General features: G+C 34.7%; 13 protein-coding genes, 2 pseudogenes and 1 riboswitch. Of the genes and pseudogenes, 10 read left to right on the top strand and 5 right to left on the bottom strand.

Annotated features, from left to right (window positions below; translation table 11 throughout):
* Positions 1-92: 92 nt before the first annotated feature.
* The gene (locus DKL58_RS07435; protein ID WP_109586647.1) at positions 93-1,508 is read right to left on the bottom strand and encodes a C69 family dipeptidase; all 1,416 of its coding nucleotides are present in this window, start codon (positions 1,506-1,508) and stop codon (positions 93-95) included.
* Positions 1,509-1,711: 203 nt separating this feature from the next.
* Here DKL58_RS07435 and DKL58_RS07430 point away from each other — a divergent pair, with 203 nt between their 5' ends.
* Positions 1,712-1,918: a helix-turn-helix transcriptional regulator gene (locus tag DKL58_RS07430; protein ID WP_109586646.1), complete on the top strand. Its 207-nt coding sequence runs from the start codon at positions 1,712-1,714 to the stop codon at positions 1,916-1,918.
* A gap of 129 nt (positions 1,919-2,047) precedes the next feature.
* Positions 2,048-2,932, top strand: a complete 885-nt coding sequence (locus tag DKL58_RS07425) for a phosphotransferase (RefSeq protein WP_109586645.1) — start codon at positions 2,048-2,050, stop codon at positions 2,930-2,932.
* 74 nt (positions 2,933-3,006) lie between these two features.
* Here the strand turns inward: DKL58_RS07425 and DKL58_RS07420 are convergent, their stop codons facing one another.
* Positions 3,007-4,320, bottom strand: a complete 1,314-nt coding sequence (locus DKL58_RS07420) for a nucleobase:cation symporter-2 family protein (RefSeq protein ID WP_109586644.1) — start codon at positions 4,318-4,320, stop codon at positions 3,007-3,009.
* The gene (locus DKL58_RS07415; RefSeq protein WP_109586643.1) at positions 4,320-4,898 is read right to left on the bottom strand and encodes a xanthine phosphoribosyltransferase; all 579 of its coding nucleotides are present in this window, start codon (positions 4,896-4,898) and stop codon (positions 4,320-4,322) included. Before DKL58_RS07415 ends, DKL58_RS07420 begins: the two co-directional genes overlap by 1 nt.
* Positions 4,899-4,978: 80 nt before the next feature.
* Positions 4,979-5,076: riboswitch (purine riboswitch) on the bottom strand.
* Positions 5,077-5,260: 184 nt separating this feature from the next.
* Between DKL58_RS07415 and guaA the strand changes: the two genes are divergently transcribed.
* Both guaA and budA read left to right on the top strand, forming a co-directional pair.
* Positions 5,261-6,817 carry a glutamine-hydrolyzing GMP synthase gene (gene guaA, locus DKL58_RS07410; RefSeq protein ID WP_204116349.1) on the top strand — a complete coding sequence of 519 codons (1,557 nt, stop codon included), beginning with the start codon at positions 5,261-5,263 and terminating at the stop codon, positions 6,815-6,817.
* A gap of 119 nt (positions 6,818-6,936) precedes the next feature.
* Positions 6,937-7,647: pseudogene (gene budA / locus DKL58_RS09635) on the top strand (acetolactate decarboxylase).
* Between the two features lie 13 nt (positions 7,648-7,660).
* On the opposite strand, the gene DKL58_RS07395 reads toward budA, so the two are convergent.
* Together DKL58_RS07395 and DKL58_RS07390 are read right to left on the bottom strand one after the other, a co-directional pair.
* The gene (locus DKL58_RS07395) at positions 7,661-8,686 is read right to left on the bottom strand and encodes a hypothetical protein (protein WP_109586640.1); all 1,026 of its coding nucleotides are present in this window, start codon (positions 8,684-8,686) and stop codon (positions 7,661-7,663) included.
* Positions 8,687-8,722: 36 nt separating this feature from the next.
* A complete protein-coding gene (locus tag DKL58_RS07390) occupies positions 8,723-9,730 on the bottom strand; it encodes a YaaC family protein (protein ID WP_109586639.1) in 1,008 nt (335 codons plus the stop codon).
* Between the two features lie 481 nt (positions 9,731-10,211).
* On the opposite strand from DKL58_RS07390, the gene DKL58_RS07385 reads away from it, so the two are divergent.
* The 6 genes and pseudogenes from DKL58_RS07385 to DKL58_RS07365 all read left to right on the top strand — a co-directional run bounded on the left by DKL58_RS07385 (position 10,212) and on the right by DKL58_RS07365 (position 13,609).
* Positions 10,212-10,742: an ABC transporter ATP-binding protein gene (locus DKL58_RS07385; protein ID WP_109586638.1), complete on the top strand. Its 531-nt coding sequence runs from the start codon at positions 10,212-10,214 to the stop codon at positions 10,740-10,742.
* Positions 10,712-10,894, top strand: a pseudogene (locus DKL58_RS09710) (ATP-binding cassette domain-containing protein); the annotation flags it as partial. The gene DKL58_RS07385 and the pseudogene DKL58_RS09710, both read left to right, overlap by 31 nt.
* A 169-nt stretch (positions 10,895-11,063) precedes the next feature.
* A complete protein-coding gene (locus DKL58_RS07380) occupies positions 11,064-11,918 on the top strand; it encodes an ABC transporter ATP-binding protein (protein ID WP_109586637.1) in 855 nt (284 codons plus the stop codon).
* Positions 11,919-12,764 (top strand): hypothetical protein, encoded by an 846-nt coding sequence (locus DKL58_RS07375; RefSeq protein ID WP_045928488.1) that lies wholly within the window; start codon positions 11,919-11,921, stop codon positions 12,762-12,764.
* 1 nt (position 12,765) lies between these two features.
* Complete coding sequence (locus tag DKL58_RS07370) at positions 12,766-13,218, top strand: LytTR family DNA-binding domain-containing protein (protein WP_109586636.1); 453 nt, start codon at positions 12,766-12,768, stop codon at positions 13,216-13,218.
* Between the two features lies 1 nt (position 13,219).
* Entirely contained in the window at positions 13,220-13,609 is a 390-nt protein-coding gene (locus DKL58_RS07365) for a DUF3021 family protein (RefSeq protein ID WP_109586635.1), read from the top strand.
* Positions 13,610-13,734 lie beyond the last annotated feature (125 nt).

The raw sequence follows: 13,734 nt of genomic DNA, 5'->3' as shown, positions 1-13,734 counted from the left end.
AAATTGTTAGATCTAATATTAAATTACACTCTATTTAAGAAAAGTAAAAACGGCAGAGCTTATACTCTACCGCTTTTTTGTATTTCAGTGTTCTAATCTAACAAGTCAAACTTAAGCGTTGCCAGGTTATGGCCTTCAGTGACCATGTTACCCAGCAGTTCAATGGTATTGCTATATACTTGGTCAGCCATCTTTTGGTTTGCTGCAGTTAATAAATCTTCAGCTTCTTTGCCTGACAGGCCTGCAATTTTTTTATCAGTTTCATGTTGAATGAAGTGACATTGTGCTAATGATTTTTGTTCAAAGTCATTTTCAAGTTCACCGTAGACTTTAAAATTAGTATCACCCAGTTGTGCTGTTAATTTGTTTAACCAGAAAATCTTGTTCAAATCAAATTTAGGACCAGTTTGGAAGCTGGCTGGCGTGTCGTTGACATTCGTGTAGAATGGGACGAAGCTGTTAAAGGTATTTGGACCAAAGCAAAGCCATTGCACACCTGCAATCTCTTCTGGAACATCATTTCTAACTTGCAAAATATGGGTTTCGAAGTTGCGGTTTAGTGCAATTGGACGGTAGGTTTTCTTTTGCTCAGGGGTACCCTGATCACCGTATGGATCAAATGGGGTATCTTGATAGTGTGAACTTTCAACAAAACAAATATCCTCAATACTAATCTTGCGGTTTGCGTGGCAAATAAAAGGTTGATCCTGATCAGTTGGCTTACCACCGAATTCTGGATCAAAGTAATTGTGAACAAACCAGGCACGTGGATTGTTGTAGTGGGCGTCTTTTATGGTTGAGCTACCAAAGATGTGTCGCATGTTGTATCCTTCACGGTCAGGATTTAAGTGGAATTCCTTGATCAAATCTTCTAAGGCATCGTCTGCCAAGAAACCATCTTTACCAAAATGGAATTCATCAATGTTTAAACGGTTAGGAGCAACAACGTAGGCGTCATCAGGAATACGGCGTGCAATCCAGTGGTGACCACCAATAGTTTCCAGGTACCAAACTTCATCGTGGTCGGCAAAAGCCATACCGTTCATTTCATAAGTGCCATATTTTTCCAGCAAATAACCGATGCGCTTAACGCCATCAAGGGCGCTGTGAATATAAGGCAATGTCAAAGTAACAAAGTCTTCTTCACCAAGACCGCCTTTTGCAAGAAGAGGATCAATCCCTTGTATACGTGCATTTGTGGTAATAGTTTCAGTAGCAGTCATTGCTACGTTTTCTGAGTTAATTCCGGCCGCGCCCCAGATGCCGCTTTCGCCAGAAACATCAGGTGCACTGGTATAACGCAAAGGCTTTTCTGCTAAGTCCTCATCATCAATCTTTTGGTGACTAATGACACTTTCATAGTGCTTAGGTTGCTTTTCAGGTGTAATAAGTTCAAACCCTTCAGGAATTATTTCACGGCCACCGTCTTCACTTCTGGCAATCATAGCTGAGCCGTCAATGGTGGCATTTTTACCGACAAGAATAGTCGTACATTCTGCTTTTTTCATCTTATCTGTCCTTTCAAAATTACTTAATCTATATTGTATTAAAAAAGGCGGGCTGTTTGCAAAAAAATAAGTAAACTTAAACCTAAATTATTATTACTTTTTCGATTTAAAGATTTTAACTAAAATATAATTTTGGAGTTTACGCAAAATGTAAAAGATGCTTTACTATAAATGTCCAATATGTTTGACAGGAGAGTGAACTAGTGAAAAATAGAATTGCTCAATTGCGTAAAAAGCAGAGGTACTCACAAGCTCAACTAGCTGAAGCTGCTCATGTTACTCGGCAAACGATCAACGCTATTGAAAATGGTAAGTATGACCCATCTTTAGGACTCTCTTTTCGCTTGGCTCAAATATTAGGGGTAACGGTTGACGAATTGTTCTTATATGAAGGCGAAAAAAATGATTAATACAAAGAAGAATATTATTTATGGTGCGTTTTCGTACTGCTACCTCTATTGGCAAGAAAACCGGTAAACTACTTTTGTGCTAAGTTGCTTGGGCATTGCCCGCATTGGTGAAATGAGAGAACTAGGCTAATGACTATAGAAAAAATTGTACAAGAAAAACTGCAAGCTGACTTAACAAAGATCACGCACGAGTCACAAAACAGCACTTTTGTTGGTGATAGTGCAAAGTTTAAGCAAAAAATATTTGTTAAAGTCTTTGCACAAGCAGGGAAATTTTTAACTGAAAAAGCTGTTAACCAGCAAATAAATACTCGGGTATTAGACTCTTTTGTTGTCAAACAAACGCAACAATTTGTTTTGGTCATGAAAGATTTGGCGCCAACTGATGTTAAAGGACAAATTACCCCTGATTTAGCATTTAAGATGGGAACACAGTTAGCTCGTTTTCACCGAAACGTAAAACCTTTTTCTGGCATATATCTTAATAATCAATTGTTTGAGAAAGCAAAGTCGGATAGCAATAGCTTGCAGAATGAAGAAATTAAAAGCAGATTGCTGCAAGTGTTAGCTTTATTTACAGCGCAAAAAGCGGATATTGAAAAAGACTTGATAGCACATGCAACTACAGTTTTACATGGGGATGTAGGTTTACGTAATTATAAAATTGTTGCTGGGCATCTTCGTTTAATTGATTTTGAGCGAGCTCGTATGGGGGTCAATTATCAGGACTTCATTAAACTTTTTTACCAAGATTTTAGATTAAATCAAAAACTAATTGCTTCCTTTATAAATGGGTATAGAAAATGTGGTGAAGAAGTAGCAGTTACTCCTTTGACGCAGTCCTTTCTAATTTTTATAACTGCGATTGGAATTATGAAATATACTGAAAAAATTGCTGACAAGCCATTTAAGCAAATTGGTGAAAAAATGCTGGCAACTTGTTTTTCATTTTTAGGCATCAGAAAGAAAAATAGCGACAAGGCAAACATGAGTGCTTTGATATTTACAAATTAAAAAAGTATCTTCTTAACAGAGAAGATACTTTTTTGGTGCAAACAAAATTGTTTCAAGGGTAAAAACAATTTTATTTACATGATATTTGCAGTTTGAGTTTTTGGTTTTGCCTTCCTATCACCTCCTTTAAGTAGGAAATTCAGGATAGTAGCTGACAAGCTGGTAATTACGATCCCATTACTTAGAAATAATTGGACAGTAGCCGGCAGGTTTTTGAAAAATTGAGGATAAATAGTAACACCAAGTCCAAGTCCAATTGAGATGGCAATAATTAATACATTATTGTTATCACTGAGATCAACTTTAGCTAAAGTCTTAATGCCCTGAACAGCAATCATGGTAAACATGACCAGCATGGCACCACCTAAAACTGGGGTAGGAATGATTGTTACCATGGCACCAATTTTAGGTAATAAGCCCATAGCCATGAGTAAGCCGCCTGCCCAATAAATTGGACGCTTGGTTTTTATACCAGATAATTGCAGAAGACCAACATTTTGAGAGAAAGTAGTGTAAGGAAATGCATTAAATAAACCGCCAAAAATTTGGGCGATGCCTTCAGCACGATAGCCTTTTTTCAAGTCTTCTTCGGTAACATCATGGTGCAAAAGATCACCAATTGCAAAGAATACTCCAGTAGACTCAACCATTGATACTAAAGCAATAATGATCATTGTCAGGCTGGAAGACCATTCAAATTTCGGTACTCCAAAATAGAACAGTTGAGGTAAGTGAAACCAGGATGCTTCCACTACAGGAGTGAATGAGACTAGTCCCATACAGGCTGCAATTACTGTTCCAGCAACTAAGCCGATTAAAACTGAGATTGACCTGATGAATCCTTTAGTCCAAATTTCCAGTGCCAAGATAATGAACATGGTGCAAAAAGCCAGAAGGAGATTTTGACCACTGCCAAAACTTTTAGCAGCAGAATTGCCACCACCCATATTTTGAATTGCGACCGGAACAAGTGTTAAACCGATAGTGGTGATTAAAGTCCCTGTTACGACGGGAGGAAAGAATTTTTTAATTTTAGCAAAAACGCCTGAGATTAAAACTACAAAAATGCCGGCAACAATGATGGCACCATACATGTCGTTAATTGAGAATTTTTGACCAATCATTTGCAAGGGGGCAACTGCTTGAATGGCGCAGCCCAAAATGACTGGGAAGCCAATGCCGAAGTACTTGTTGCGCATTAATTGCAAAAGTGTCGCAAGGCCGCACATAAAAATGTCAATTGAAACAAGATAGGTCATTTGTGCAGGAGAAAATTTTAGTGCATTACCAATTAGAAGGGGTACAGCGACAGCTCCGGAATACATCGCTAATAAGTGCTGTAAACCTAAAACCGCTGCTTTTTGCTGACTAACTTCTTTTTCTGCCATTATTTTTCCCCCACAAAACGTACTTGATTATTGGCCAAACTAGCGATTTCTGCCAATGCTTCAAGGTGATACCCGTGTTCTTTAAGCCAGTCGCTACCGCCTTGGAAAGTTTTTGCGACTACGATACCGACGCCAGCTACTTCAGCACCAGCTTGGTTAGCAATATTAATCATGCCTTTAACAGCTTCGCCATTTGCCAGAAAGTCATCAATAATTAGCAGGCGATCATCTTGGTCAAAAAATTTTTGTTCAACACAAATTTGGTTAGTGACTTTTTTAGTGTAAGAATAAACATCGGCCCAATAGACAGCATCATTAAGTGTTGCAGGTTTTTTCTTGCGGGCAAAGACCAGAGGCACGTGTAATTCGTAGGCTGTCATTACTCCCGGTGCAATTCCAGAAGCTTCGCAAGTCAAAACTTTTGTGATGCCACTGTCCTTAAATAGTTGACTAAATTCTTCTCCGACTTTCTTCATTAGTTCGGGATCTACCTGATGATTTAAAAACGAGTTGATTTTTAAAACGTTACCGGGTAAAACTTCTCCGTCACTACGAATCCGGTCTTCTAATAATTTCACTTTTTCCTCCTTCATCACAAAAAGGGCTTTTTCTACCAAAACTATGGTAAAAAAAGCCCTTTAAAGCAGCAAATAGCCGCGCAAAATGCTATATTATCCATAGTTCAGAATTTACGGTTCTGAGTAGAAACTGCCGACCTTATTACGGCAATATATAGATATTTATTTTCCTGTTGCAAGCATTGTAACAGAGTCGCATAATATGTGCAAGACCAATTTTAAAATGAAATTGCGAATTATTTAGATGATTATTTTTAAAAATATTCGTGAATTATTAGTGTGACGCTAAAAAATTGTTGACCACTGAACTATTTCTTAGTAAAGTTGATATGGTATTGAAGATAGTTAGTAAAGGAGCTTGGATGTCGGTGAAAAAGAATATTAGTGATTTTGATGAAATTATTGTGCTTGATTTTGGTAGTCAATATAATCAACTGATCACACGCAGGCTGCGGGACTTTGGTATTTATTCTGAACTTTTGCCCCATGATATTAGTATGGACCAAATAAGGCAGATTAACCCCAAGGGAATTATTTTTTCCGGGGGTCCTAACAGTATTTATGACCAAAATGCCTTGAAAGTTGACCCTGAAATTTTTAAATTGGGCATTCCTATCTTAGGCATTTGTTACGGGATGCAACTAATGGCTTCTTATTTAAACGGCAAGGTCGAAAAAGCTGCTAATTCTGAATATGGTCGTGCCGACATCGAAGTTGAAGATACTAACTCCGTTTTATTTGCCGGATTGCCCAAAGATGAATACGTCTGGATGAGTCACGGTGATTTGGTCACAGGGGCTCCTGCTGGCTTTGAAACGGTCGCTTCAAGTAAGAATTGCCCGATTGCCGCTATTGCTAATGATCAAGCCAAAATGTATGGTATTCAGTTCCATGCGGAAGTACGCAATACGCAATATGGCCTTGATATCCTGCGTAATTTTGCCTTTAAAGTCTGCGGCGCTAAAGCTGACTGGTCAATGTCCGATTTTATTGACCTGCAAATTGCTGAAATTAGGAAAACTGTGGGGGATAAGAAAGTAATTCTGGGACTATCTGGCGGGGTAGACTCCAGTGTCACCGCTACCCTTTTACACAAAGCAATTGGCAACCAGCTGACAGCTATTTTTGTGGATCACGGTATGTTGCGCAAAAATGAAGGCGATGAAGTAATGGCTGCCTTGAACCGTGATTTAGGCGTTAACATTATTCGGGTAAATGCCCAAGAGCGCTTTTTAAATAAACTGAAGGGTGTCACCGATCCAGAGCAAAAGCGTAAAATCATTGGCAAAGAGTTTATTGAGGTGTTTGCGGACGAGGCAAAGAAAATTAAGGATGTGGACTTTTTAGCTCAAGGCACCCTGTACACTGATGTGATTGAGAGCGGCACGAATACTGCCCAGACAATTAAGTCGCACCATAACGTTGGTGGGTTACCTAAGGATTTACACTTTAAGTTAATTGAACCATTGCGCAAGTTATTTAAGGATGAAGTGCGTGAACTGGGTGAAAAATTAGGCATTCCGCACGATTTAGTTTGGCGTCAGCCATTCCCAGGACCAGGTCTTGGCATTCGCGTTATTGGCGAAGTAACTGAGGATAAACTCAAACTGGTGCGTGACAGTGATGCAATTTTGAGGGATGAAATTAAAAAGGCCGGTTTACAAGAAAAAGTTTGGCAATACTTCACCGTTTTACCTGGTATCAAATCCGTGGGCGTGATGGGTGACGGTCGCACTTACGACTATACCATTGGTATTCGCGCCGTTACTTCAATTGATGGAATGACCGCTGACTTTGCTCGCTTACCTTGGGATGTTTTGCAAAAAATTTCAACGCGTATTGTTGATGAAGTGCCAAACATTAACCGTGTAGTCTATGATGTCACCAGTAAGCCACCGTCAACGATTGAGTGGGAATAACAAAAAAGCAATCTCAACTTATTAGATTACAGCTCATTAGTATTAAGATAAGCTATGAGTATACTATTAAGTTAAGATTGTATTTTATTATAAGTGTATGAATTAATGGAGCAGAAAATATGACGAAAAATACATTATTTCAACATGGCACTATGCAAATGCTGGTTGAAGGCTTATTGGAAGGCACTTTACCGCTATCAGAATTGCTAAAACACGGCAATATTGGCATTGGAACGGGTGACGGCGTTGATGGTGAATTAGTAATATTGGACGGTGTTGGTTACAAAATAGATGTTAGTGGTCCGGCTGTGAAACTGCCAGATGACTTTAAAGTGACTTATGCTGACGTTAGTTTTGCGGATTATCACAAATTCAAAAGCTATCAAAATGTCGAATTAACAGAAATGCTAAAAGATGTTTTGACCAAAAATAACGCCTGAAATCAATTTTTCGCAATATTGACTAAAGGCGTTTTCCAAAAAATTCGTACAAGGTCTTCTAAAAAATCGCATAAGCCATATCCGTCTCTGGGAAAAATTGCTGAAAATCAGGTTGAATTCGAGACTGAAAATATCACTGGAACAATGATTACTTATTACACACCTCCTGTTTTTCAAGGTGTTGGAGTTTCAGGATTTCACAATCATTTTTTGGCCGACGATTTAAGCTTTGGCGGTCATGTTTTATTAGCTACAATGAAAGATGTAACAGTCAGCGTTCAGCCAATAGAAAACTTTGAATTGCATTTACCGATAGATAATCAAGAATTTTTAAATGCCAATTTAAGTGACACCAGCAAGTTGGATAAAGTTATTTCGAAATCGGAATAGAGTATACAATTATTTAGCCTAGGCTTTTAATATACTTTCCGAATGGGTTCAGATTTTTGTCTAAAACACATATTTGTGTTTTACATATACTACCTAAATCTGACTTATTAATGAATTGTGAGTTTAAGGGTATACCAAAATCATGGTAATGTTCCTCAAAATAACTAAAATCCATTAATGTCAGTACTCCTGTATCCTTAATTACTGGAAGGGCTTTTTTAGTTAAAGTGAAAGAACGTATTTCATATAGAATTGACTTTGAAATAGTACAGTTCACAATGGTATCTTCTCTAATTAAATTAAGTTTTTTTCCTATAATTTCATTATAGAGCGTTTTGTAAAATATGTTTAACGATTGTTTTACACTATATAAAATAAGAAAAAATTTATTGATATTATCTTTTGCACTTATTGATGCATTGGGTCCTATACTCAGAACATTTTGTATAAAATTTGATGCTTCATGATTCCTTATTTGAGTATCTAAATTTGTTATAAAGTCATTAAGATTTTGATATGTTAATTGCTGCAAAAATGCCTGACCTGAATAATTATTTAATAGTTGAATTGAATCTGAGTCAGAAAATGAATTGCGGAAATACTCTGATAAGGCTGACTCAGATTCTTTACAATGATAATTTGTTGTAATTTTATTTATTTGCTCTTGAGAATACTCAGCATAGGGACTAAGATATCTTGTAATAGATTGAGGAAAAGAATGAATATAAGGCATAATACAATTTGAGTATATACTCATAAACAATGATATTCCTTTCATGTACATTTCTAACTCATCTTTTTTTAACAAACTTTCTTTATCAACAAGACCAAGTTTTTTTTCTGATCTATATTTGTTTATAAGTAGAGCTCCAAAAAAGTTAAATTTGTTCTCCATTTCAGTATCTACGTATATAGTTCTACTATTATAAAAGTTGCCATTCTTATCTTCTAATAAAGTTTTATGTATTTTTCTGAATTTAATTACATAATCTAATTTTGTTAAAGTTTCAGTACATTTAACTAGATCATTTCTAAGCATAATTAAAAATCCTTTCTTTTTAATAAATTTACTATGTTAATTATCCGTTTTATGATCAGATAGTAATAAAGAGCTCGAATATATATGTTTAGTGTTTTCAATGTAATCGAGTATTATATTGGGAATATACCTATGAATATAACTTAGAAAAACTTTTATATAATTGACATCTCCACTAGGATCTTGGCGTATATACGGTGTCCAGATTTGTGGATAATATCGGCATAAAGTACAAAGACCGAATAAAGCAATATAAGATCCAAATAATCCATAAATCTTTTCTGATAGATCATTAACTTCGTTAAAAGAAACTGTCAGATAATACTGTCCATTATAAGCACTTTTGATTAAGGACTTGCCGTTTAATTTTTTTCTTAAAACAGCTCCTCCTTTAAAATTACGTTCTGGTTTGAAATAATTTTTATTATACTTTTTATCATTATCAATTAGTAATTCTAATGTGGAAAAATCTATAATTTCTGATTTAGTTACAAAAGCAGTATCATCATTTGTAACAATCCTATTCACTGGAATGATGTGAGTTTTAGTAATGCCAAATTGATTAATAAACTGAAACGCTAATTCAGGAATAGCAGAAAGACAGTCTTGAATTGTCCATATTTCGGATGAATTTAATAATTTTTTTTCAAGACTCTGATAATAATAAGCAAACCCGTCTTTTTTACCATTATGTACAGTAATAGAAAGTTTTAATAAATCTGTCTTATATATATCATCTTTTTTCAGTGTTAAACCATGTCCATTTATTTCAGGAACTATTCCAGTTAGTAAAGCACTTGAAGCAAAAAGTAAATTAATAGTGCCATAATATAATAATATTGGTGAAGTTTGAATTGTTACGTGTGTACTTGCATTGAAGAACTCTTTAGCTTGAAGTATTGACCCAGAAATAGAATTGATTAGTTTTTCAGAAGCTTCTTTATTTTTTAGATATTTTTTAATATTATAAGGGTAAGAATATTTTTCGATATTAACCCATAGATCTCTGATAGGGTTTTCTGAAAATATAATTTGTCTCTTCATTTATATCACTCCAAGAAAATAATTTTTTAATGTAATGATTTTGCTTCATTTAAAAAATATTATCATGTAAATTCCAAATAAAATTTTCATATTTTATAAAGTCTTATTTTACATTGGTTTTATTTTTAATCTGGATAGATTTGATACTCTTATTTTACACCTTATAAAGTGTTTAAAATATAAATTAATATTGTTTGTTAAATCAGTATTTAGAATAGAATAATCAATTATTTGGACTAAAGAAACCTTTAAAATTTTTAAATTTATATTTTCACAGAAAAGACTTATACTAAGAAATACTTGCAATTTAAATAAGCTTTTATATATGGATAAAAGGTTAATAATCAAATGTCCAAACTGATCTAAAGCGTCAAAGCATTAGTTATATATCTATCTGCTAATTTGACACCCTTGCTCATTCATTTTATTATTAGATAAATTTAATAAAATTGATTTAGCATTAAATGAAAGACGCAAGCATATGACATTAAGGGGACTGATTGGCTCCAATAAACGACGAGCAATTTTTATTATCTTACTTTATTTTATTTTTGCTGTTACTGGCTCACTTGACCAATATTTTTTTCAATTTGCAGTTAACGGACTAAGCGTTGGCAATTTGTCCGTTTACATTCGCTGGCAATTAATTGAATTTATCCCGGTAGTTTGTGGTGTATTTATTTTGCCTTTAGCGACTTACCTTTTTAACGCACAGATTCAGGAATATCTTGATCAATTAAGAGGGCAAATGGTAGACCATTTTTATACTGAAAACGATGCGACTGTGGGGCAAATGCAGAACTATCTGCAAAGCAATCTCGATACCTTAACCAGCGATTTTGCTCTGCCCTGGGTTAATGTTCTTAGCAATTTGTTCATCATTTTGCTTTCTGCCGGTGTCCTTTTTAGTTTAAACTGGTCTTTTGTTTTACTAACTGCAATTTTTGTTCTAATTGATTTAAGCTTACCCAAAATAATAGCGCGCAGATACATGACAGTAAGATTCTGTTAATTGATGAAGGCACAAGTGCAATTGATCAGGAGGGAACCAGAACAATCTTGCAAGAACTCCTTAAAATGCCGAGTACTGTCATTTTTATCGCGCATAATTTCGATGAAAAACTGCAAAGTTTATTTGACCGCGAGATTCATTTAAGTAAATAAGTTAATTTTGAACACTAAAAGCGTTGACCAAAATTTGATCAACACCTTTTTTATTTTTGTGTCTTAATTTTATCTTTTTGTGATTACTATTTTGTCTCTTATTGTAAAATGCGCTACAAATTTGATTTGAATTAGTATGCTTAATTCAAATTAAGGAAGAGGTGTCGCTATGTTAATTGAAACACAAGGATTAACTAAAAAATTTGGGAATAAAATTGCCGTTAATAAAGCTGATATCCGAATAAAGCAAGGACAATTAGTGGCGTATTTAGGTACGAATGGTGCAGGCAAGTCAACCACAATAAATATGTTAACAGGACTATTAAAACCAACTTCAGGTATCATTTCAAAAGCCTCAAATCTTAAAATTGGAGTAGTTTTTCAAAATAGCGTTTTAGATAATGTTTTAACAGTCAAGGATAATCTTTACTTAAGGGCACAGATGTATCATAAATTTTCTAATGAGTGGCTTGAACACCTAATTGATTTGATCGGCATCAAAGAATTTTTAAATCAAAAATTTAGCACTTTATCAGGTGGTCAAAAAAGAAAGGTAGACATAGCTCGAGCATTGATTTGTAATCCGGATTTGCTTTTTTTAGATGAACCAACTACAGGACTTGATATCCAAACAAGAAATGCTATTTGGAAATTATTGACTAAACTGCAGCAGCAACAAAACCTTACTATTTTTTTGACAACTCATTATTTAGAGGAGGCAGAAAATGCTGACCAAATGTATATTTTGGAAAATGGTAAAATTCTTGCCAGTGGCTCTGCAGCTGAAATTAAGACGGAATTTGCCCCTAATAAATTGATTCTTACTGTTAAGGAAGCCAAAATTTTACAGATTAAACAAAAAGTTATTCGACTCAGTCAAAATCAAGTTGCGATTGACATATTATCCCCTCAAGAAGCAATTGAAATTTTAAAAAACAATCAAGAAAATATTATCGATTTTTCATATCGCAAAGGAACAATCAATGATGCCTTCCTTCAGATTACCGGAAAGGAGATACATTAAATGTTTGCATTATTTCGTAGAAATTTGAAAATTTATTTCTCTAACATTCCTGCTGTATTCATGTCATGCTTGGGTGCACTGATTTCTTTCTTTATCTATATTGGCTTTTTGCAAAATAATTTAAGAAGTAATTGGCAGCAATTGCCTCATGTGACTAAAATGTTGGATTTATGGATGATAGCGGGTATTGTTGCGGTTTCTGGTATTACTACGGCTTTTCAGGCCTTAGGTCAACAAGTAAGTGACCGCGAAACGCGAGCCGACGCTGATTTTGAACTAACTGGCATATCACGTTTTGCAGAAAATTTTGCTTACATTTTATCCGGAACAACAGTCAGCTTTTTTATGCAAATCATCACCTTTATCGTAATGGCCATGTACTTTTCATTAGTTGATCATATCTCGATTCCTCAATCAGCACTTTTACCCGGACTTTTGTATATCTTGGTAGGTGCGATTGCAGCGACTTTATTAGATGAAATAATCGTGCTTTTCATGCATTCCAGCACTACTTTTAGCAGGCTTTCCGCTGTTTTAGGAGCTGCTGCTGGGTTTGCTGTAGCGACCTATTTGCCATATGGTATATTGGTTTCTGGAGCACAAAGTTTGGTAAAATTAGTACCAAGTAGTTATGAAGCAGCTGCTTTAAGATATTTTTTACTTAAGCAGACACTGGCCACTTTTCCTGCTAATGTAAAACGGCATTTAACTAATTATTTAGGAATACAATTTAAGATGAATAATTGGCGGCTGAATAATATGCTCGTTTTACTATTAATGATTGCAATACTAATTTTAGTAATTGGTTTGCTTTCTTTTATCACTGATAGGAGGAGCAATAAGTAAAGTGAAAATTGAATTTAAAACGGATTCTGATTTAAATGAACAGGAAATTGAAGTTGAAATTAAAGCAGCTCAAAAAAGTGAAGCAGTTAATAATTTAATTAATTATTTGCACAAATTTGGTGAAAAAAGGTATGATCTTTTACCAGTTAAAGTGGAAGACAGAATAGTAACCATTAAACGAACAGAAATTATCAAAGTAGAGATCCAGACAACAGATATTACCTTTTATACTACTAAAAACATGATAAAAACAACTGGTCGATTATATCAGGTACTAGAAAAACTGGGTGATGGGTTTATCCAAGTTTCGAAACATGGCATTATCAATATAAATTTTTTGGAATCGATAGAAGTAGGTTTTGCGGGAAATATGATCGCACTTTTAAAAAACAATCTAAAAGCTGATGTTTCCAGATTATATTTGCCTGCATTAAAAAGAGAGTTGGGTCTGTAAAATGAGAAAATTAAGTAATTTCATTAACTATTTCTTTACCGGTGTGGGCTTTGGTGCAGCTACTTATTTGATAATACTGACTTTTGCTTCTCCTAGTATTCCTACCCGTTTAGGTGTTATTTCTGTTTTAATTATTTCTGGATTAATAGGAATTTTATCAATGATTTTTGCGATGGATGTACCACCTGCTATTGCCTTTAGCGTTCATATCATAGGGACATTTTTGCTGGTGTTGTTAATGTGCTGGATAAATAAGTGGCCGATTAATTTTTGGTTGGTTGGTGTCTTTGTCTTAGTTTATATTGTTATTTGGCTAATCGTTATTTTGTCACAGAGGCAGACTGTAAAAGAAATTAATTCGAGTATTAAAAAAAGAAATGCGAAAAAATAGAGTCTTATATACATTATTAGTTTTTATTATTTAAGTAAAGTTTACTAATGTTAAACAAAATTTTCGTCTCATATTACATTAGTATTTACAAGTTAAAAGACTAATAAATCAAAATTTGCTAAATT

This window comes from Lactobacillus kullabergensis, from assembly GCF_003151025.1.
Classification (GTDB): Bacteria; Bacillota; Bacilli; order Lactobacillales; family Lactobacillaceae; genus Lactobacillus; species Lactobacillus kullabergensis.
The sequence above is the reverse complement of the archived record's forward strand: the minus strand, read 5'-3'. Positions and strand labels throughout refer to the sequence as shown.